Source organism: Halomonas sp. QHL1, assembly GCF_001882345.1.
Taxonomy (GTDB): Bacteria; Pseudomonadota; Gammaproteobacteria; order Pseudomonadales; family Halomonadaceae; genus Vreelandella.
This window is the reverse complement of sequence record NZ_MINL01000001.1, coordinates 914,325-933,567: the sequence shown is the minus strand read 5'-3', so window position 1 is coordinate 933,567 and position 19,243 is coordinate 914,325. Positions and strand designations below refer to the sequence as shown.

The window sequence follows — 19,243 nt, the reverse complement described above, 5'->3', positions numbered from 1 at the left end:
AAACCACACGGGCCACTGGGCCTAAGGGGTGTTATGGACGATCAAGATCAGGCAAAAGTGGGGGTGCGCCGTACGGTCATTAGGACAGTCGCCGCACTGGTCGGTATGTTTGGTTTTGCCTTTGCCTTAGTGCCGCTTTATGACGTTTTTTGTCAAATCACCGGCCTTAACGGCAAGGTGGATGCCACGGCGCAAAGCATCGTGCATGAAGAGGTGGATGAATCGCGTTATATAAACGTGCAATTTATCACTCGGGGCAGTCCAGGCCTGCCGTGGAAAATGAGCGTTGAAATGCGCCAGATGAGCGTGCACCCAGGGCAAATGGCGGAAGTCGATTTTACCTTTACCAACAATAGTCATAGCGAAAGCTGGGGGCGGGCAGTGCCCAGCGTGTCGCCCTCCAATGCCACGACACATTTACGTAAAATCAGCTGTTTTTGTTTTCAGGAGCAGCAGTTGGCGGCCAATGAGCGACTGACTATCCCGCTCGTTTTCCAGTTGGCGAGAGACCTTCCCGACGATATTAATACCATTACGCTGGTGTATACCTTGTACCCGGTAGAGCGTGCGATTCAAAACATCACTTTGAATAATACGCTCAACAACAGTTCGAATAACGACCCTCAGAATGATTCCAAGAGCAGTTCCAAGAACAATAAAGCGGTGGGAGAAGCGATATGAGCAGTGGTAGCTATTATGTTCCAGCGAGTAGCCGATGGCCTGTTCTTGGCTCGGTTGCCTTAGGCGCCATGATGGTCGGTACGGGTATCAAACTCGTCTACGATACGGGCTTGCCGTTGGTGCTAATCGGTGTGGTGGGCATTGTCGCTGTTATGGCGCTCTGGTTCCGTGACGTGATTAGCGAGTCTCGGGGAGGCCTGTACGATGCCCAAATGGATCGCTCATTTCGTTGGGGCATGGGCTGGTTTATTTTTTCGGAAGTAATGTTTTTTGCCGCGTTTTTTGGCGCACTGTTTTATGTACGCATGTTTGCTATTCCATGGTTAGGGGGAGAAGGCGCAAAAGGTGTTTCCGCATTACTGTGGCCTGACTTTGTAGCAACATGGCCGCTGTTGAACCCGCCAGACACGTCTATTTCAGGTCCCCAGCAAGTATTTAGCCCGTGGCAGCTCCCTCTTGTTAATACGCTGATTTTGATTACCTCCAGCATCACGCTCACTGTTGCCCACGAAGCCTTAAAAGTGGGTGACAGGAAAACATGCCGCAACTGGCTAACGGGCACCGTGCTACTGGGGTTCTGTTTCATATTTATTCAAGGTGTCGAGTACTACGAGGCCTACGCGCATTACGGAATTACCCTAGAAGCTGGGATCTTTGGTGCGACGTTCTTTATTTTGACCGGGTTTCATGGGGTGCACGTTATTATCGGCACGCTGATTTTAGCCACCATGCTGGTGCGCATTATTAAAGGGCATTTCGCCGACGAAAACCATTTTGGTTTTGAAGCCTCTTGCTGGTATTGGCACTTTGTTGATGTGGTATGGGTTGGGCTGTTTATTTTTGTCTATGTCTTATAGCCGTATTAGCCTAACTGGCCCGACCAGTAGCCAAAAATAATAAGGGCCATGAGCAGGCAGGCTAAACCAATTCGCCATTTGAGAGAGAGTAGCAGGCGGCGGGACGAAGCGTTATCCCGTATCAGGAAAGCGGCGCCCATGGCCAGGCTGATAACCATCACGATAAACACGGCGGCAATGAGTAATTGTAACCACATGATAAAACCCTCTCGGCAATGGCGTTTTTATAGTTGGTGTCTGTTCTGGAGTTTGCTGGTAGCGTTAGGTATCAGTTTAGGACTATGGCAGTGGGAGCGGGCAGATGACAAGCGGTTAGCTATCGCCGCACGCGATGCAGCGCCAGCCTTGGTGCAACCTACCGAGCAGCCTGCTCAAGGCGCCCAGGTAACGTTGCGCGGTCAGTACTTGGCTGAGCAAACACTCTATTTGGATAATCGCATCCTAGACGGAAGAGTGGGTGTGGCAGTACTAACCCCGCTGCGTGATAGTAACGGTCAGCTTTGGCTGGTACAACGTGGCTTTTTAGCCACCGGACCGCGTCGTGAAACGCCTCAGACAGCCACACCCAGCGGCACGGTTGAGCTGACTGGCGAGTGGCAGGAGGTTCAGGCCGGTGGGCCGCTATATGGTGAAAATAGAGAAGGGGAAAGGCTGCAGCAGCTAAGCCTTGAACCTTGGCACGCTACGCTAGGTGCGTTTAGCTACCCAGGCTGGTTGCACGCCAACGAAGGCGATGGGGTCTTGAGCCCATGGTGGGAAGCCAATGTGATGCCGCCCAGCCGGCATATGGGATACGCCTTTCAGTGGTGGGGCCTAGCATTGGCAGCTTTGGTGGTGATGGTTATTGGCGGACATAAATTACGTCGCGATGGCGCCGATAAAAAGAGTTTAGTTAATAAAAATAAACAGAGGTGAAAAGTATGCAGGACGCCAAGCACATTCGCCGTCAGCGGCTCAAGTTAATCCTTATTTTTGTCATATTTACACTACCCATGGTCGCGGCTTGGGGAATGGTCGAGCTACGCATCGGTATCCCAGATCGCCATACCGCTCACGGAAATGTGGATCTGGAATTGCCCATGCTTGACGAGTGGCCTTTAACAACAGCTGCGGTCAATAGCCAAGAGGAGTGGATATTGGCCTTTGACTGCGCTCAACAGTGCGAGCAGCGTAAGGATGAGTTTTGGCGTTTACACCGGGCTTTGGGACGCGAAGCGCCGAGATTGACCCGTTTACGGATTGGCGGGGATCCTGAACCGCTACCGGGAGAAATGACCAGCGAATGGCAGCACTTGCCCTCATGGCGTCAAGACAATTCGGTTTGGCTGCTTGATCCTATGGGGCGACCAGCACTGGCCTTTGAAGCCAATGTCGCCACTAAGTATGTGCTTGAGGATATCCAGCATCTACTTAAAGTGAACCCTCAATAAAGCGCGCTAGCCTCTGCTGTTAAGGAAACGCCATGCACGATTCATTTGAGCGCCGCTTGCGCTGGTTAGTGCGATTAACGCTGGTAGGTACTCTGTTCACCGCCGTAGTCATGTTGGTAGGCGCCTGGACGCGTTTAGTCGATGCTGGTTTAGGTTGTCCTGACTGGCCGGGTTGCTACGGCAAGTTATTAGTTCCCGATATTGATCTCGCCACACTTCGTCATCCCGATGTTCCCTTAGAGCCATTTAAAGCGTGGGTAGAAATGGTCCATCGCTATATCGCGACGCTGCTGGGGTTGGTGGTCATTAGCGTTGTAGCCTTGGGCTGGCCGTTGCGTCATCGTCGCAATTACCCGTGGCGCCAGAGTTTGATGCTGCTAGTGGTTATTTTGCTCCAGGGTGCCTTTGGGGCCTTCACCGTTACGCTTAAATTATGGCCTCAGGTCGTTACTCTTCATTTGTTAGGCGGTTTGAGTGTTCTGCTGCTGTTCTTCTGGCTGCATCTACGCTTACGTCTAGTGGTGACGCCAAAACCGAAAAATGTATCTCGCCGCGCCAGTAGCTGGTGGGGTGTCGCGGCATTTTTGCTAGTAGTGCAGTTGGCTTTAGGTGGGTGGGTATCCAGCAATTATGCCGGTATCGCGTGCCAAGGATTCCCGACTTGCAATGGCCAGTGGCTGCCTGCGATGGACATCAGCGAAGGCTTTCATCTTACCCAGACTGTAGGGCCCAATTACTTGCATGGGCAGTTGCATGCCGATGCACGTACCGCGATTCAAGTGGTTCATCGCCTGGGAGCATTGTTGCTTGGTGTCGGAATAATAGCGCTCTGGTGGCGTTATCGGCATTGGCAGAGTGTTGCAAGGCCGCTCGCGATAGTCGTTGGCTTGTATGCGCTACAGGCTGCATTGGGGGTTGCCAATGTGTTGCTTTGGTTGCCGCTATGGCTGGCGCTACTGCATACAGCTGGCGCCATTGCGTTGGCCGCCGGATTCGTTTGGGCGTGGTGGCGTTGGCGCTACCAAGCGAATGCTGCTTACTCAACGACCACTCAATCACCTTATAACAATGTAATCGCTCAATAAAAAGGAAGCATGCCATGCGAAATATAACAATGACGCTGCCCACGGCACTGCCTTCTATGGTTTGGGGCTGGAAAGAGCTACTTGGCCTATGCAAAATCAAAGTGGTGGCCGTTATGTTGGTGTGTACTGCCGTAGGGATGGCATTAGCCACCCCAGGCTTACCACCGCTGGCAAACGTCATCCTGGGGCTAGCCGGAATCGGCTTGGCCTCTTGCGGTGCGGCCGCTTTTAATCATGTCATCGACCGCCGCTTGGATGCGGTAATGACGCGAACTTCTCGCCGTCCTGTGGCAAGTAAGCGGTTACCCGTGGCGATCGCTCTGGGATGGGCTTGCTTGCTTTCTGTCGCGGGGGTTGTGCTATTGGCGTGGCAGGTTAATCACTTAACGGCTGCGCTAACCTTTGCCTCTCTAATTGGTTATGCGCTGATTTATACCGCTTTTTTAAAGCGGGCTACGCCACAAAATATCGTTATTGGTGGGGTGGCGGGCGCAGCACCACCACTTTTAGGCTGGGTCGCTATCACAGGACAAATCACCCCTGAACCGCTGCTGCTGATGCTGATTATTTTTGCCTGGACGCCACCCCATTTTTGGGCGCTGGCCATTCATAAGCGTGACGATTATGCCCGGGCGGGCATTCCCATGCTGCCTGTTACTCACGGGATTCCTTTTACGCGATTGCAAATTTGGCTGTATGGATGGCTCACCGTGCTAACCACTTTATTGCCAGTGATGATAGGCATGAGTGGCGCACTCTATCTATTCATTGTGCTGTTTCTCAATGCACGCTTTATGGTTTGGAATTGGCGAGTGTGGCGTGGTCAGGATCCCACTGCCCCTATCGGCGCATTCTGGTTCTCGATTCGCTACCTGTTAGGTGTTTTCGGTGCGCTAATACTCGATCACTACACTGCGGCGCTGATCTGGTAGCCCTGCGCAGAAAGTGATCTGTAGGCCGTCCATTCAGCTAGATCGAGCTCAAGTCTCGATGCTATTGGCTTAATGGTGGTATAAGGGTGTACAATTTTCGTTAAGTAATTTATTCGCTTAATGAGGAGTTTCATGAACTCAACGATAGCGCTGGTATTACTGGCCGTGGCGATTGCGGTGATTATAGGGCTATGTTTCTACGCGTGGTCTTTACGTAAAGAGGTAAGTCGCCGAGAAGCTTACCGGCGCGACGAAGATGCTCGCGCTCAGCAAAATAGCTTAGAAAATCTCGATTATGTTGCGAGCGCGCTGGTTCAGGAGCAGGTCGATATTACCGAGGGCGCCTGGCGCTGTAAGGTGCTACTGGAGATTATTGATCCTAGCTTGACGGAAAAAGCTGAATTTAAAGCCTTTGCTGAGCACTATAGCCGCACTCAGCATCTGAATACGCATTCCGCCCGTCAGCAGTTGTCACCCCGCGAGCGTATGCAGGAAGACAAAGAGCGGTTGATGGTTGAAAATGACATGCGTGAAGCCGTGTTGGAAGCTGCACGAGCAGTGTTAACATGGCGTTCTGCAGATAAAAACTAGCTGCATTAAATATTGATTTTGAGCGATTAAAACCGCCAAAATGCATAGCAAACTAATTTTTAGTGCTCATCGTGGCAATTTTGCTATGCTGAATGATGTCGGTATTGGCAAGAAGTTGATATCTTGGCATTGTTGCCTTCTAGCGCTTAAGCGTTAATGATAGGCACACCGTTCTGTATTGACTATGTTTTGAGTGATTAGTACGTGGCTACTGGGAGCTTGGTGCATTGGCTGTTGATATAGGACAGGCGAAAAATGGATGCTCTCGCAAATAAGAAGCATTGGACAGATTTGGTCAATTATGACCATTTCAGCATTGGATCAAGAAGGAGTCTTGCATGAAAAAATCAACGACTGGCTTGCTAATCGGTTCCGCACTGGTAGTAGGTCTATCTGGCTGTGCCAGCTCGGCCTCACAGTCTTCCGGCCAAGCAAGCGCTAGCAGCGACCGTAGCTGGTACCAGCACCCTGCGGTATGTGGCCTGGCGGGCAGTGTTATCGGTGGCAGCATTGGCTACGCCACCAGCAGCAGTTCAGATGAAGAGAGCGGTGCTGCCACTGGCGCAGCTGCTGGTGCGGCTATCGGCGGTCTACTGTGTGCTGATCGTACTCCTGAGCCGGTTGCTCCGCAGTGCCCAAGCTATGGCGAAGTGCCGGCTGGTGTTGCTGTTGACGCTGAAGGTTGCCCGCTAGATTCTGACGGTGACGGCGTGCCTGACTACCGTGATCAGTGCCCAGGTACTCCTGCTGGCGTAGAAGTTAACGCTAACGGCTGCCCGCTTGATTCCGATAATGATGGTGTTCCGGATTACCGCGATCAGTGCCCGAACACGCCTGCTGGCGTAGAAGTGAACGCACTGGGTTGCCCGGACAGCGTTGTTCTTCAAGATGTTAACTTCGAATTTGATTCTGCACAGTTAACTTCTAACGCCCAGAACGTACTGAACGGTGTTGCTGAGCGTTTGGTCAGTAACCCTGATGTTCGCGTAAGCATCGAAGGCCACACTGATTCACGTGGTTCTGATGAGTACAACAAGAACTTGTCACAAGAGCGTGCTGAGTCTGTTGCAAGCTACCTAGCAAGTCGCGGTGTAGAAGCTAACCGTATGCGTGCAGTAGGTTACGGTGAAGAGCAGCCGGTAGCCTCTAATGAGACTGAAGAAGGTCGCTTCCAGAACCGTCGCGTTGAACTGGATGAGTGGAACTAAGTTCACTTATCTTCTGAGGTTTGTAGACGACCTATAACTGGCTAACTGCAATCCACAGGTAAAGAAACGGGAGGCTTATGCCTCCCGTTTTTATTTTAAGCGGTAGGTAAGTCTGCTAGGCTTGCCGTTGTTTTATAGTGGTAAATTTTGCACCTCCCAAGACCATTGATAGCGAAATGTGATCCTTGGTATGGATCACCACTGCGCTCAAGGAACCTGAATGCCTATTGTTACTCTGCCTGACGGCAGTCAAAAAACGTTTGAAGCACCGCTAACCATTATGCAGCTCGCAGAATCCATTGGCCCTGGTTTGGCTAAGGCCTGTGTCGCTGGAAAGATCGATGGTGTGCTGGTGGATGCTGCTGACCTGATTGAACAAGACGCAAAAGTGTCGATTATCACCGCTCGTGACGATGAGGGACTGGAAATTATCCGCCACTCCTGTGCTCATCTTATCGGTCATGCGGTTAAGCAGATGTACCCCGAGGCCAAGATGGCGATCGGGCCGGTCATTGATGACGGTTTTTATTACGATATTGAGTTTGGTCAATCCGTAACACCGGAAGACTTAGAAGCGATAGAAGCGCGCATGCAATCTCTGATTGAGCGCGAGTACGATGTGGTGCGCGAGTACGTTAATCGCGACCAGGCAATGCTGACATTTTTGCATCGTGATGAACCTTATAAGCAGGAGATTATTCGCGAGTTTCCTGACGACGCGACGATCCGGCTTTATCATCACGAAGAGTACACCGACATGTGTCGCGGGCCGCACGTGCCGAATACCCGTCACTTAAAAGCCTTTAAGCTGACCAAGCTGGCTGGTGCTTATTGGCGCGGTGACGCAGCCAATACCATGCTGACGCGTATTTACGGCACCGCATGGGGCGATAAAAAACAGCTTAAAGCGTATCTCAAGCGTCTTGAAGAAGCGGAAAAGCGTGATCACCGTAGGCTGGCCCGCAAAATGGACTTATTCCATATTCAGGAAGAAGCGCCGGGCATGGTGTTTTGGCATCCCAATGGCTGGACGATGTATCAGGCCTTGGAAGAGTACATGCGCAACATTCAGCGTGAGCATGGCTACCAAGAGATAAAAACCCCGCAGGTGGTTGATCTCTCCTTGTGGAAGAAATCCGGTCACTGGGGGCATTACAGTGAACTTATGTTCACTACGGAGTCAGAGAAGCGCGAATACGCCGTCAAGCCCATGAACTGCCCTTGCCATGTGCAGGTGTTTAATCAGGGGCTGAAAAGCTACCGTGATTTACCGCTGCGTTTGGCCGAATTTGGTAGTTGCCACCGTAACGAGCCTTCCGGTTCGTTGCATGGTCTGATGCGCGTGCGTGGCTTTACCCAAGATGATGCGCATATTTTCTGTACCGAAGGCCAAATTCAAGCTGAGGCGGAAGACTTCATAGCGCTAACGCTGCAAGTGTATAAAACGCTTGGTTTTGAAGATGTAGAGTTAAAGCTTTCAACGCGCCCTGAAGACTTCCTGGGCGAAGCTGAAGTGTGGGATCAGGCCGAGCAGGGTCTTGAAGCGGCATTGAATTCGACTGGCTTGGCGTGGGATCTGCAGCCAGGCGAGGGGGCTTTTTACGGCCCTAAAATAGAATTCGCTTTACGTGACTGCCTGAATCGTGTCTGGCAGTGTGGTACCCTACAGCTTGATTTCAATTTGCCAGGACGTTTAGGGGCTCAGTACGTTGATGAAGATGGCGTACGTAAGACCCCAGTAATGCTTCACCGCGCAATTTTAGGCTCCTTTGAGCGTTTCTTGGGGATTCTGATTGAGCACTATGCAGGCGCTATGCCATTATGGCTTGCGCCACAGCAAGCGGTTATCATGACTATCACCGATTCACAGCGTGAATATGCGCTTGAATTAGAGAAACGCCTGCAAAAAAGTGGCTTGCGTGTTAAAGCGGACTTGAGGAACGAGAAGATCGGCTTTAAAATCCGTGAGCATACGTTACAGAAAGTTCCCTATCTCCTTGTGGTGGGAGATAAGGAAGTCGAAGCTGACTCAGTGGCCGTGCGAACACGCAGCGGCGAAAACCTCGGTACAATGACGGTCGATGAATTTATTGAACGCCATACTGCCGAGAGAGCAGCCCTGGCGACATCGTCAATTGCCTAAGGAGACGGAACGATCAAGAGAAGCAACCAGCGCGGGCGTCCAGCAGACAAGCGCCCACCAATGAACGAGCGAATTGTCGAAGAAGAAGTACGTCTTATTGGTAGCGACGGTGAGCAGTTGGGTGTCGTGCCCACCACCGAAGCGCTAGAGCGTGCTGAATCTGAAAGCTTAGATCTCGTGCAAATTTCGAATGCCGATCCCATCGTCTGCAAGATTATGGATTACGGCAAGTTCGTTTTTGAGACCAAGAAGCAAAAAGCGGCTCAAAAGAAGAAGCAGAAGCAAATCCAGGTTAAGGAAGTCAAATTCCGTCCTGGCACCGATGAAGGCGATTATCAGGTCAAGCTTAAAAACCTGACGCGCTTTTTGGAAGGTGGTGACAAGGGCAAAGTCACACTGCGCTTCCGTGGTCGTGAAATGGCGCACCAGGACATCGGTCGTAAGCTGATGGAAAGGATCGCGGCAGACCTGGAAGAGATCGGAGCGGTAGAGGCTTTCCCGAAAATGGAAGGCCGCCAGATGATCATGATTATTGCCCCGAAGAAGAAGTGATCCAACGGCGATTTAAACGGGCCATCTTTAGCAAGGTGGTCGGCCCTGGGTTTTCTAAAAAATATCGAGCGGAGTTTTCCTCATGCCGAAAATCAAAAGCAACAGCGGCGCTGCCAAGCGCTTCAAAAAGACTGCTAATGGCTTTAAGCACAAACAGTCTTTCCGTAGCCACATCTTGACCAAGAAGTCGACCAAGCGTAAGCGTCAGCTGCGTGGAATGAAGCAGATCCACGCGTCCGACAAAGCGCTTATCCAGCGTATGCTGCCGAATCTGTAAGTCGGGATTTCGTTTTTCTGAGTGCACAAATTTTTTGCCTCAGCCTTAAAGTCAGGAGTGTGTTATGACTCGAGTTAAACGTGGCGTAGTAGCGCGTCGTCGTCATAAAAAAGTATTGAAGCTTGCCAAAGGTTACTACGGTGCCCGTTCGCGCGTTTTCCGCGTTGCCAAGCAAGCCGTTATCAAAGCTGGTCAGTACGCCTACCGTGACCGTCGCAACCGTAAGCGCCAGTTCCGCGCGCTATGGATCCAGCGTATCAACGCCGGTGCACGCGTCAACGGTATGTCGTATAGCCGCTTTGTAGGCGGTCTTAAGAAAGCCGGTATCGAAATCGACCGTAAAGTATTGGCCGATTTGGCAGTACACGAGAAGGCTGCTTTTGCTGCCATCGTGGAAAAAGCCAAGGCTGCCCAATAAGGTAGTTTGTGCTGGGCTTTTGCCCGTGCAACGTGCCTGAGGTCATTTCAGAGTGACCCATCCAGGGGAAGAGCAGCCGCTCTTCCCCTGTTTTTTTGTCACCTTCAACGTGCCACGCCATCTTCACGGATGGACACCGCTTAATTCGGAGTGAAACGGATGGATCACCTTCCTACTCTGGTATCTGAGGCTCGCGACGCCATTCAGGCTGCGCAGAGTGTCGCCGCACTAGACGAGTTACGAGTACGCTACTTAGGTAAGAAAGGTGAGGTAACCGCCTTGCTGAAAGGCCTGGGAAAACTCTCAGCCGAAGAGCGCCCGGCAGCGGGTGAGCGTATTAATCAGGCCAAGCAAACACTGGCCGATGAAATTGATGCCAAGCGTCAGCAGCTTGAAAGTGCTGCGCTTAATGCCCGTTTGGCCGCGGAGAGTATCGATGTCACCTTGCCTGGGCGGGGGCAGGCCGATGGTGGTCTGCATCCAGTGACGCGTACGCTTGAGCGCATAGAGGGGCTGTTCACCCGTATTGGTTATGACGTGGCGGTAGGGCCAGAAATTGAAGATGATTATCACAATTTCGAAGCCCTCAATATTCCCGCTCACCATCCCGCTCGCGGTATGGCTGATACCTTCTATTTCGATGCCACGCGTCTGCTCCGTACTCACACCTCGCCGGTGCAAGTGCGCACGATGAAAAGCAGCGAGCCGCCCATTCGTATCGTTTGCCCGGGGCGTGTCTATCGCAGCGACTCAGATCTGACCCACACCCCCATGTTCCACCAAGTGGAGGGCTTGTTGGTCGATGAGGGGGTTAGCTTTGCTGACCTCAAAGGGACAATCGAAGACTTTCTGCAGGCATTTTTCGAGCGCGACGATCTTTCGGTGCGTTTCCGGCCTTCCTACTTTCCATTTACTGAACCCTCCGCCGAAGTGGATATTCAGTGCGTGATGTGTAGTGGGTCAGGCTGTCGCGTGTGTTCCCACAGCGGCTGGCTGGAAGTGATGGGTTGCGGCATGGTACATCCTGAAGTCTTCCGTCATTCGGGTATCGATACCGAGCGCTATACCGGTTTTGCCTTCGGGATGGGAGCCGAGCGATTGGCAATGCTACGCTACGGCGTGAATGATTTACGCCTGTTCTTTGAAAACGATCTGCGTTTTTTACGTCAATTCGCTTAAGACCGCCGCCGAATACAGGATCAACGATGAAATTTTCAGAACAGTGGCTGCGTGAGTGGGTATCGCCGCAGCTTGAAACGCAGGCAATGGCCGACCAAATCACCATGGCGGGCTTGGAAGTCGACGCTGTTGAAGCGGTAGCCTCCGCATTCAGCGGTGTCGTGGTGGCTGAAGTGCTGAGCAAAGAGAAGCATCCTGATGCGGATAAGCTTAATGTTTGCACCGTTGATGACGGTAGTGGGGAGCCTGTTCAGGTTGTCTGCGGAGCGCCCAATGTAGATATTGGTCAGAAAATCCCCTTTGCCCAGGTAGGCGGCGTGCTGCCAGGCGATTTCAAAATCAAAAAAGCCAAGCTGCGTGGCGTTGAGTCGCGCGGGATGATCTGTTCTGCATCGGAGCTGGGGCTTGAAGAAGAGACCTCGCCCGGCATTCTGGTGCTGTCGTCCTCTGCACCAGTGGGTGTCGATTTCCGAGAGTTCATGCACCTTAATGACATGACGATTGAGGTCGATCTGACGCCGAACCGGGGGGACTGTCTGAGCATTAAGGGGATGGCGCGAGAAGTCGGCGTCCTTAACCGGTTGCCGGTTAACGGGCCCGTAATCTCAGCGGTGGCCGCTGAGATTGAGGATAGCTTTCCGGTGAGCATAGACGCGCCGGAGCAGTGCCCGCGTTATATTGGCCGCGTAATTAAGGGCGTTAATGTTAAGGCTGAAACACCGCTGTGGATGGTAGAGCGTCTTCGACGCAGTGGCGTGCGCTCTATTGACCCGGTGGTGGATATTACCAACTACGTCATGCTGGAATTAGGCCAGCCGATGCACGCCTTTGACCGTGACAATCTGCAAGAGGGCATAGTAGTCCGTATGGCCAAACCGGGCGAACGGCTAACGCTGCTTGATGGTAGCGAGCTGGCGCTGCGTCCCGAAACGTTGGTCATTGCCGACAGCTCCGGTCCGCTAGCTATGGCCGGTGTGATGGGCGGGGAAAACTCCGGTGTTCATAAAAATACCCAGACGATTTTCCTTGAGTCAGCGTTCTTTACCCCGCTGGCCATTGCAGGACAGGCGCGCTCCTACGGGCTACACACCGATGCATCGCACCGGTTTGAGCGCGGAGTCGATCCCCAGTTGACGCCAGTTGCCGTTGAGCGCGCTACCCAGCTTTTAATTGAGATTTGCGGTGGTCAAGCTGGGCCTGTTGTTGAAGCACAAAGTGCTGAGCATATGCCTGCTGAGCGTTCGATCCTGTTGCGCAGTGCGCGATTAGAGAAGGCGCTTTCCAAGGCGCTCGATAGCGATGATGTGACCGATATCTTGCAGCGCTTAGGGCTTGAAGTCAGCGTGCAGGATGCCGGTTGGGCGGTTACTGCGCCAAGTTGGCGTTTTGACCTGGCCATTGAAGAGGATCTTATCGAAGAAGTAGCGCGTATCCACGGCTACAATAATTTGCCGGTTCGCCGCCCGTCGGCACGCTTGGCGCTTCGTTCGGGAGACGAGGCAACGCTTACCCAGGCACGACTGCGTCGCCAGATGGTTGCCCGGGGTTTTCAGGAAGCGATTACCTACAGTTTTGTGGCTCCCGAGCTGCAAGCGACCATGCTGCCTGATGCCGTTAGCCCGACGCTAGCTAATCCTATCTCAGCTGATTTGTCGGTGATGCGTGCTAGTTTGTTTCCCGGCTTGGTGCGCGCCATGGAGTATAACCTTAACCGTCAGCAAACCCGCGTGCGGCTGTTTGAAACCGGGCTAGTCTTTAATGGCGAGCTGGATGCGCTGTCTCAAGTGCCGATGCTTGGCGCCCTGGTATGTGGTGCCCGGGGAACCGAGGGCTGGAGTGAGGCGAAAGGGCGGGTTGATTTCTACGATCTAAAAGGCGATTTAGAGAGTGTCCTGGCGTTGGGGGGTGACCCTGAAGCCTGGCGCTTTGAGCGTGCAGAGCACCCGGCCCTTCATCCTGGGCAGAGCGCGCAGCTGCTGCACCGTGGGGAGCCAGCAGGCTGGATCGGCACCCTGCATCCACAGGTTCGTGCAACGTTAGGCTTAAAGATGGATGCCGTACTGTTTGAGGTGCGTCTGGATGCGCTTAGCCAAGGCCGGATACCTGCCTTTGAACCGCTATCACGCTTTCCTGAGGTGCGTCGTGATTTGGCGTTTATACTCAAAGAGACGATCCCTGTTCAATCTTTGCTGGATTGTGCCAAGCAGCAGGCAGGTGAGTATCTACAGGACATCAAGCTATTTGACGTTTATGCAGGTAAAGGCGTGGCTGAAGAGCACAAGAGTGTTGCTTTGGGCTTGACCTGGCAGCATCCATCGCGCACGCTAAACGATGAGGAAATCAACCAGTTGGTCGATTCAATTGTGACACAGGTGCGTGTCAAGTTAGATGCTGAGCTGCGCGGCTAAGTAAGTAGCTATGTGAGTACCTGGGCTACGCCACGATGCTTATCACGTTCTTGGCAATGTGCTTGCTACTGTACGTTTGATACAGAGCGTTTGTTGCTGTGTTTGCTTCAAGGATAAGGAGAAGCCTTATGGGTGCGTTGACCAAAGCAGAGCTAGCCGAACATTTGCATGCAGAGCTAGCCCTGTCCAAACGAGAAGCGAAGGCCATGGTCGAAGCTTTTTTTGAAGAGATTCGAGCCTGTCTTCGTGAGAACGAACAGGTAAAGCTGTCGGGTTTTGGTAACTTTGATCTGCGTGATAAGCGCGAGCGACCAGGACGTAACCCAAAAACCGGTGAAGAAATTCCCATTTCTGCTCGAAGAGTCGTGACGTTTCGCCCAGGGCAGAAGCTTAAGCAGCAGGTTGAGCACTATGTGGGCGGGGAATAGCCTTTTGGTTTGAGGAATGCTTTTACTCTCAGGTAAGTAGCTGATCCCATGCTAAACAAGATTAGTCCCCCATAAAAAGGAGCGCCTTCTGGCGCTCCTTTTCTCTTTCTGATGGCCTTTGTGATAAGCGTATCTGGTGCAATGATGGTTTTCCGTTGCCCCTATATGCCGCCACCTTCAATTAGCCAGGTAATCACCACCTTAATAACGTAACCCAGCATGCCTGCACCAAGCACTACAAACAGCATGATGGTGCCAAATTTGCCTGCGTTCGATTTCTTGGCCAAGTCCCAGATAATAAAACACATAAATATGATCAGGCCGCCAATCATTAGCGGGGTGATCCAAGCCTCGAAGGTTTGCTGCATAGCCACTCCTGTGTGCTGCGTGGGCGCTACCCGTTGCGGGTGATGTGTCTCATTCTAACCAGTCATGTTAATATTTGAGCAAATTCATCGGGTATTTGTCGACTTGACGGTTGGCACTGTGACACTTTGACAGGGGAGTGACGATGCCAAAGCTAAATATTTTGGTGGGTACCATGTATGGCGGTGCCCTTGATGTGGCAGAGCAAGTGAAGCCCCTTTTTGAACAGGCCGGTTACGCTGTGGAGATTCTTGAACAGCCATCGGTTGATGATATTGCCAGTGGAGACGCCGATTTGGCGCTGTTTTGTGTATCGACCACGGGCAGTGGAGATTTTCCAGGCAGTTTTGTGCCCTTTGTCCGACAGTTGCGTGATCAAAGTCCCGCGCTTACTTCGCTGCGTTACGGACTCATTGCACTCGGTGATAGCTCTTATGGCGATACATTTTGCGGTGCCGGCCGTGCGCTTGATGAACTACTGGCGGATCATGGCGCGACTCGTTTGGGGGAGCGACTAGAGGTCGACGCCATGGAGACCTTTATGGCCGACGATGCTGCTATCCCCTGGGTGGAAGAGTGGATCGTTGACCAGCAATTAGAGGTGGCTTGAGCGATGCAGCGAGCGCCTACCTCGCCTGAGCGCATTAGCGTGGCACTGGGCCTATGTGTCGTTATGCTGGCAACCCTACCTCGCTACATGGCGGGCGGGTATGAAACCCGCCAGACGTTGATTATTTTCGCCTTAGCACTGGTGGCCTTTGCGGCTATTGTCCAGTGGCGCCTATTGGCGGTGGAGGCACGTCGTCGGCTGCCGCAACTGTGCAAACGGTTAGTCGTTATGCTGCTGCTAGGAATGGTTGTGATGGGGGGCTGGCACGCGCTGTTTACGGACTGGATCAGCTGGCAGGTGTTCATCTCCCATGGCGCAACCCTTGGAGTGTTGCTTCATGCAATTACCCTATGGTGGTCGGGTGAGCGTTCTGCCCAATAGCTTTTTTGCTGTAGCGATTGAAAAAGTCGCTGCAAGACGCACAAAGCAGTAGAATGGAAGAAATTACGCAGCGTGGGGCGAATAATGAAGCTAAACACGCCTTAAAGCGGTTAATTGCTCGCTTATTCCCTTGTTTTTAAAATCACTGCCCCCATGTTGCGAGCATGGCGCTTGCCACTATGCGTTGGGGTTCTTAAAATTGCCCCTTTGATCTTTTTAGATCTAATCAGCACAATTACATGCAATCAACACAACGCCCAGCCGTTAGAGGACAATTCATGCAAGTTTCTGTCGAGACGACCTCCCAGATCGAACGCCGCATTACCATTCAAGTGCCAGCGGCCGAAATTGACGGGGCCGTTAGTGCTCGCTTGAAAGACACCGCGAAGAACGTTCGCTTGAATGGTTTTCGCCAGGGCCGGGTGCCGATGGCAGTAGTTCAGCAGCGCTACGGACAAGACGTACGTAACGAGGTTGTCAGCGAAGTAATGCGTGAGCGTTATGTGCGCGCTATTACCGAAGAGGGCCTGAACCCGGCTGGCTTCCCGCAAATTGAGCCATCGGTCAATGAGTCAGGCAAAGATCTAGAGTTCGTTGCGGTTATGGAGATCTACCCGCACGTTGAGCTGACCTCTATCGAAGGTACAGAGATTGAGCGTCCGGTGGTTTCTGTTAGCGATGCGGATGTCGATGAGATGATCGATACGCTGCGTAAGCAAAATGCGGACTGGGAAGAGGTGGACGCTGCTGCAGCTGACGGCGATCAAGTCACTATTGACTTCCAGGGTTATATTGGTGATGAGCCGTTTGAAGGCGGTAGCGCCGAAGGCCACACGCTGGTCATTGGTTCCAATAGCTTTATTCCTGGCTTTGAAGAGCAGTTAATTGGCGCCAAAGCGGGTGAAGAGAAGACCCTTAACGTCAACTTCCCTGATGATTACCAAGCCGAGCACTTAGCCGGTAAAGAAGCCACCTTTAAGGTGACCGTGCACAAAGTCAGCAGCCAGAAACTGCCCGAAGTAGACGCTGAGTTTATCGAGCGTTTTGGCGTTGAAGGCGGCGACCAGGAAAAATTCCGCGCTGAAATCAAGAAGAACATGACTCGTGAAGCGTCGCAAGCCGTTGATAACCGAGTTAAGCAGCAAGTGCTCGATGCACTGAAAAAGGTTAATGAAATTCCTGTGCCGAGCGCGCTGGTTCAGCAAGAGACCGATGGCATGAAGCGCCAAGCGGCACAGCAGTTTGGTTTAGGCGAAGATTTTGATGTCAGCCAGTTGCCCAACGAGCTGTTCGAAGAGCAGGCCAAAGGCCGCGTCCAGGTCGGCTTGTTGCTGGCTGAAGTGATCAAAGCTAACGAGCTCGATGCTGATGATGACGCTATCAAAGCAAAAGTAACCGAGCTTGCTGAGCAGTATCAAGATCCTGACGAAGTGGTTAGCTACTACATGGGTAACGAGCAACTGAAAACCCAAGTAAAATCTGCCATTCTTGAAGAGAAAGCGGTGGCTAAGCTGCTTGAGCAAACGAACATTAAAGACGTTGAGATGTCTTATCAGCAAGCCCTTGCCGCTGCGCAACAGCAGGCAGAGCAAGATGAGGGTGCTGAAGAAGGCGAGCAAGCGAGCGCCTAACACCCTGGAACGTGGCGCACCTGTATGTCGGTGCGCCTTTCCCTTCCCGGACGCAAGGAATCACCTGAATGAGTGAGTTTGATATTCAAAACGCTGGCGGTTTAGTGCCCATGGTGGTTGAGCAGAGCGCCAAAGGGGAAAGAGCCTACGACATTTACTCACGCCTGTTAAAAGAGCGTGTGATCTTCTTGGTAGGCCCTGTAGAAGACTACATGGCTAATCTGGTTGTTGCCCAACTGCTGTTCCTGGAGTCGGAAAACCCCGACAAAGATATTCACCTGTATATTAACTCACCAGGTGGTTCGGTCACCGCGGGTATGTCGATTTATGACACTATGCAGTTTGTGAAGCCAGATGTCTCTACCGTGTGTATTGGTCAGGCCGCCAGCATGGGTGCGCTGTTATTGACAGCTGGTGCTGCTGGTAAGCGTTACTGCCTGCCCAACTCACGCGTCATGATTCACCAGCCGCTGGGTGGTTACCAAGGCCAAGCGTCTGACATTGAAATTCATACCCGTGAAATTCTGGGTATTCGCGAGAAGCTGAATCAAATTCTTGCCCATCATACAGGCCAGGATATTGAAGCTGTATCGCGCGATACTGATCGGGATAATTTCATGAGCGCCAATACAGCCAAAGAGTATGGTTTGATTGATGCAGTGCTGGATAAGCGGCCTACATCCTGATAGCGTGATAGGATTCTGCTTTTCTAACGAGCTTTTCCGGCGGCGAAAGCCGCCGCAGTGATAGAGGTATGCGAATGGCCGACGGCAAAGGCAAAGACGAAGGTGGCAAACTGCTCTACTGCTCGTTTTGCGGCAAAAACCAAAACGAAGTACGTAAGCTGATTGCGGGCCCATCCGTCTATATCTGCGATGAGTGTGTCGACTTGTGTAATGACATCATTCGCGAAGAAGTTCTCGAAGCCGATGCCGAGAGCGATGAGGAACGTTTACCTACGCCTCGCGAAATACGTCATACGCTTGATGACTACGTCATTGGACAGGATCGCGCCAAAATGGTGCTTTCCGTAGCGGTGTATAACCACTACAAGCGTCTGAAAACAGATGTACGAGACGGCGATGTAGAACTAGGTAAATCGAACATTCTGCTGATTGGTCCCACCGGTAGCGGTAAAACGCTGCTAGCGGAAACCATGGCACGGTTACTGAATGTACCTTTTACCATTGCGGATGCAACCACGCTGACGGAAGCTGGCTATGTCGGTGAAGATGTCGAAAACATCATCCAAAAGCTGTTGCAGAAGTGCGATTACGACGTCGAGAAAGCCGAGCGCGGCATTGTTTATATCGATGAAATCGACAAGATTTCGCGTAAATCGGATAATCCTTCGATCACTCGCGATGTCTCGGGTGAAGGCGTTCAGCAAGCATTGCTGAAACTTATTGAAGGTACGACTGCCTCTGTGCCGCCTCAAGGCGGACGCAAACACCCCCAGCAGGAGTTTGTCCAGGTTAATACGGGCAATATTCTGTTTATCGTCGGCGGTGCCTTTGCAGGGCTGGATAAGGTTATTCGTGATCGCGCTGAAAAGGGCGGCATCGGCTTCAATGCGGCGGTGAAAAGCAAGGAATCCTCCCGTGGGGTGGGTGAGCTGCTTGCCGACGTCGAGCCGGATGATCTGGTTAAATTTGGCTTGATTCCAGAGTTTGTGGGCCGTTTGCCGATCATCGCAACGCTGATGGAACTCACCGAAGATGCGCTGGTGCAGATTCTGACAGAGCCCAAGAATTCGCTGGTCAAGCAGTACGCTAAACTGTTTGAAATGGAAGATGTAACGCTTGAATTCAGAGATGAAGCGTTACGTGCGGTGGCTGAAAAAGCCATGGAACGTAAGACAGGTGCTCGTGGGCTGCGCTCTATTTTAGAGTCAGTGCTGCTGGACACTATGTATGAAATTCCGTCGCTTGAAGGCGTCAGCAAAGTCGTCATTGATGGCTCGGTGATTGCTGGAGAGAGTGAGCCTCTGTTGATCTATTCTCAGCAGGAAGAAGCACGTGTCGACGGCACTGATGGTTAGTGGTTAGTCGAATGTCGCGGCCCAG

22 protein-coding genes are annotated in these 19,243 nt (G+C 52.2%); 20 read left to right on the top strand and 2 right to left on the bottom strand.

Annotated elements, in window-relative coordinates; genetic code table 11:
• Positions 1 to 33 precede the first annotated feature (33 nt).
• Together QHL1GM_RS04245 and QHL1GM_RS04240 are read left to right on the top strand one after the other, a co-directional pair.
• On the top strand, positions 34 to 681 hold the full coding sequence (locus QHL1GM_RS04245) for a cytochrome c oxidase assembly protein (protein ID WP_071693360.1): 648 nt from the start codon (positions 34 to 36) through the stop codon (positions 679 to 681).
• Positions 678 to 1,538 (top strand): cytochrome c oxidase subunit 3, encoded by an 861-nt coding sequence (locus QHL1GM_RS04240; protein ID WP_071693359.1) that lies wholly within the window; start codon positions 678 to 680, stop codon positions 1,536 to 1,538. The genes QHL1GM_RS04245 and QHL1GM_RS04240 overlap by 4 nt, the downstream gene beginning before the upstream one ends.
• A gap of 5 nt (positions 1,539 to 1,543) precedes the next feature.
• Here the strand turns inward: QHL1GM_RS04240 and QHL1GM_RS04235 are convergent, their stop codons facing one another.
• On the bottom strand, positions 1,544 to 1,735 hold the full coding sequence (locus QHL1GM_RS04235; RefSeq protein WP_071693358.1) for a DUF2909 family protein: 192 nt from the start codon (positions 1,733 to 1,735) through the stop codon (positions 1,544 to 1,546).
• On the opposite strand from QHL1GM_RS04235, the gene QHL1GM_RS04230 reads away from it, so the two are divergent.
• The 13 genes from QHL1GM_RS04230 to QHL1GM_RS04170 all read left to right on the top strand — a co-directional run bounded on the left by QHL1GM_RS04230 (position 1,734) and on the right by QHL1GM_RS04170 (position 14,189).
• Complete coding sequence (locus tag QHL1GM_RS04230; RefSeq protein WP_071693357.1) at positions 1,734 to 2,453, top strand: SURF1 family protein; 720 nt, start codon at positions 1,734 to 1,736, stop codon at positions 2,451 to 2,453. The genes QHL1GM_RS04235 and QHL1GM_RS04230 overlap by 2 nt on opposite strands.
• Before the next feature lie 5 nt (positions 2,454 to 2,458).
• Positions 2,459 to 2,968 (top strand): hypothetical protein, encoded by a 510-nt coding sequence (locus tag QHL1GM_RS04225; RefSeq protein ID WP_071693356.1) that lies wholly within the window; start codon positions 2,459 to 2,461, stop codon positions 2,966 to 2,968.
• Between the two features lie 32 nt (positions 2,969 to 3,000).
• Positions 3,001 to 4,053: a heme A synthase gene (locus QHL1GM_RS04220; RefSeq protein ID WP_071693355.1), complete on the top strand. Its 1,053-nt coding sequence runs from the start codon at positions 3,001 to 3,003 to the stop codon at positions 4,051 to 4,053.
• Positions 4,054 to 4,067: 14 nt separating this feature from the next.
• Complete coding sequence (cyoE, locus tag QHL1GM_RS04215) at positions 4,068 to 4,985, top strand: heme o synthase (RefSeq protein ID WP_071693354.1); 918 nt, start codon at positions 4,068 to 4,070, stop codon at positions 4,983 to 4,985.
• A 132-nt stretch (positions 4,986 to 5,117) separates the two neighbouring features.
• Positions 5,118 to 5,576: a DUF2489 domain-containing protein gene (locus QHL1GM_RS04210; protein ID WP_071693353.1), complete on the top strand. Its 459-nt coding sequence runs from the start codon at positions 5,118 to 5,120 to the stop codon at positions 5,574 to 5,576.
• A gap of 338 nt (positions 5,577 to 5,914) precedes the next feature.
• Complete coding sequence (locus QHL1GM_RS04205) at positions 5,915 to 6,784, top strand: OmpA family protein (protein WP_071693352.1); 870 nt, start codon at positions 5,915 to 5,917, stop codon at positions 6,782 to 6,784.
• Positions 6,785 to 7,004: 220 nt separating this feature from the next.
• On the top strand, positions 7,005 to 8,927 hold the full coding sequence (thrS, locus tag QHL1GM_RS04200; protein WP_071693351.1) for a threonine--tRNA ligase: 1,923 nt from the start codon (positions 7,005 to 7,007) through the stop codon (positions 8,925 to 8,927).
• Between the two features lie 60 nt (positions 8,928 to 8,987).
• Positions 8,988 to 9,479, top strand: coding sequence for a translation initiation factor IF-3 (infC, locus tag QHL1GM_RS04195; RefSeq protein ID WP_007114346.1), 492 nt, complete (start codon positions 8,988 to 8,990; stop codon positions 9,477 to 9,479).
• Positions 9,480 to 9,561: 82 nt separating this feature from the next.
• Positions 9,562 to 9,756: a 50S ribosomal protein L35 gene (rpmI, locus tag QHL1GM_RS04190; protein ID WP_009724291.1), complete on the top strand. Its 195-nt coding sequence runs from the start codon at positions 9,562 to 9,564 to the stop codon at positions 9,754 to 9,756.
• 64 nt (positions 9,757 to 9,820) lie between these two features.
• Positions 9,821 to 10,174: a 50S ribosomal protein L20 gene (gene rplT / locus QHL1GM_RS04185; RefSeq protein ID WP_007114344.1), complete on the top strand. Its 354-nt coding sequence runs from the start codon at positions 9,821 to 9,823 to the stop codon at positions 10,172 to 10,174.
• Positions 10,175 to 10,333: 159 nt separating this feature from the next.
• A complete protein-coding gene (pheS, locus tag QHL1GM_RS04180; protein ID WP_071693349.1) occupies positions 10,334 to 11,353 on the top strand; it encodes a phenylalanine--tRNA ligase subunit alpha in 1,020 nt (339 codons plus the stop codon).
• A 26-nt stretch (positions 11,354 to 11,379) separates the two neighbouring features.
• A complete protein-coding gene (gene pheT, locus QHL1GM_RS04175; protein WP_071693348.1) occupies positions 11,380 to 13,761 on the top strand; it encodes a phenylalanine--tRNA ligase subunit beta in 2,382 nt (793 codons plus the stop codon).
• Between the two features lie 128 nt (positions 13,762 to 13,889).
• The gene (locus QHL1GM_RS04170; protein WP_035579533.1) at positions 13,890 to 14,189 is read left to right on the top strand and encodes an integration host factor subunit alpha; all 300 of its coding nucleotides are present in this window, start codon (positions 13,890 to 13,892) and stop codon (positions 14,187 to 14,189) included.
• 161 nt (positions 14,190 to 14,350) lie between these two features.
• Here QHL1GM_RS04170 and QHL1GM_RS04165 read toward each other — a convergent pair whose 3' ends face one another.
• The gene (locus tag QHL1GM_RS04165; protein WP_071693347.1) at positions 14,351 to 14,557 is read right to left on the bottom strand and encodes a DUF2788 domain-containing protein; all 207 of its coding nucleotides are present in this window, start codon (positions 14,555 to 14,557) and stop codon (positions 14,351 to 14,353) included.
• Positions 14,558 to 14,700: 143 nt separating this feature from the next.
• Between QHL1GM_RS04165 and QHL1GM_RS04160 the strand changes: the two genes are divergently transcribed.
• From QHL1GM_RS04160 to clpX, 5 genes are all read left to right on the top strand, one after another.
• On the top strand, positions 14,701 to 15,165 hold the full coding sequence (locus QHL1GM_RS04160) for a flavodoxin (RefSeq protein WP_071693346.1): 465 nt from the start codon (positions 14,701 to 14,703) through the stop codon (positions 15,163 to 15,165).
• A 3-nt stretch (positions 15,166 to 15,168) separates the two neighbouring features.
• Positions 15,169 to 15,546, top strand: coding sequence for a hypothetical protein (locus QHL1GM_RS04155; protein ID WP_071693345.1), 378 nt, complete (start codon positions 15,169 to 15,171; stop codon positions 15,544 to 15,546).
• A 278-nt stretch (positions 15,547 to 15,824) separates the two neighbouring features.
• Positions 15,825 to 17,177 carry a trigger factor gene (gene tig / locus QHL1GM_RS04150; RefSeq protein ID WP_071693344.1) on the top strand — a complete coding sequence of 451 codons (1,353 nt, stop codon included), beginning with the start codon at positions 15,825 to 15,827 and terminating at the stop codon, positions 17,175 to 17,177.
• 68 nt (positions 17,178 to 17,245) lie between these two features.
• Positions 17,246 to 17,863 carry an ATP-dependent Clp endopeptidase proteolytic subunit ClpP gene (gene clpP / locus QHL1GM_RS04145; protein WP_007114336.1) on the top strand — a complete coding sequence of 206 codons (618 nt, stop codon included), beginning with the start codon at positions 17,246 to 17,248 and terminating at the stop codon, positions 17,861 to 17,863.
• 74 nt (positions 17,864 to 17,937) lie between these two features.
• Positions 17,938 to 19,218 carry an ATP-dependent Clp protease ATP-binding subunit ClpX gene (clpX, locus tag QHL1GM_RS04140; protein ID WP_007114335.1) on the top strand — a complete coding sequence of 427 codons (1,281 nt, stop codon included), beginning with the start codon at positions 17,938 to 17,940 and terminating at the stop codon, positions 19,216 to 19,218.
• Positions 19,219 to 19,243 lie beyond the last annotated feature (25 nt).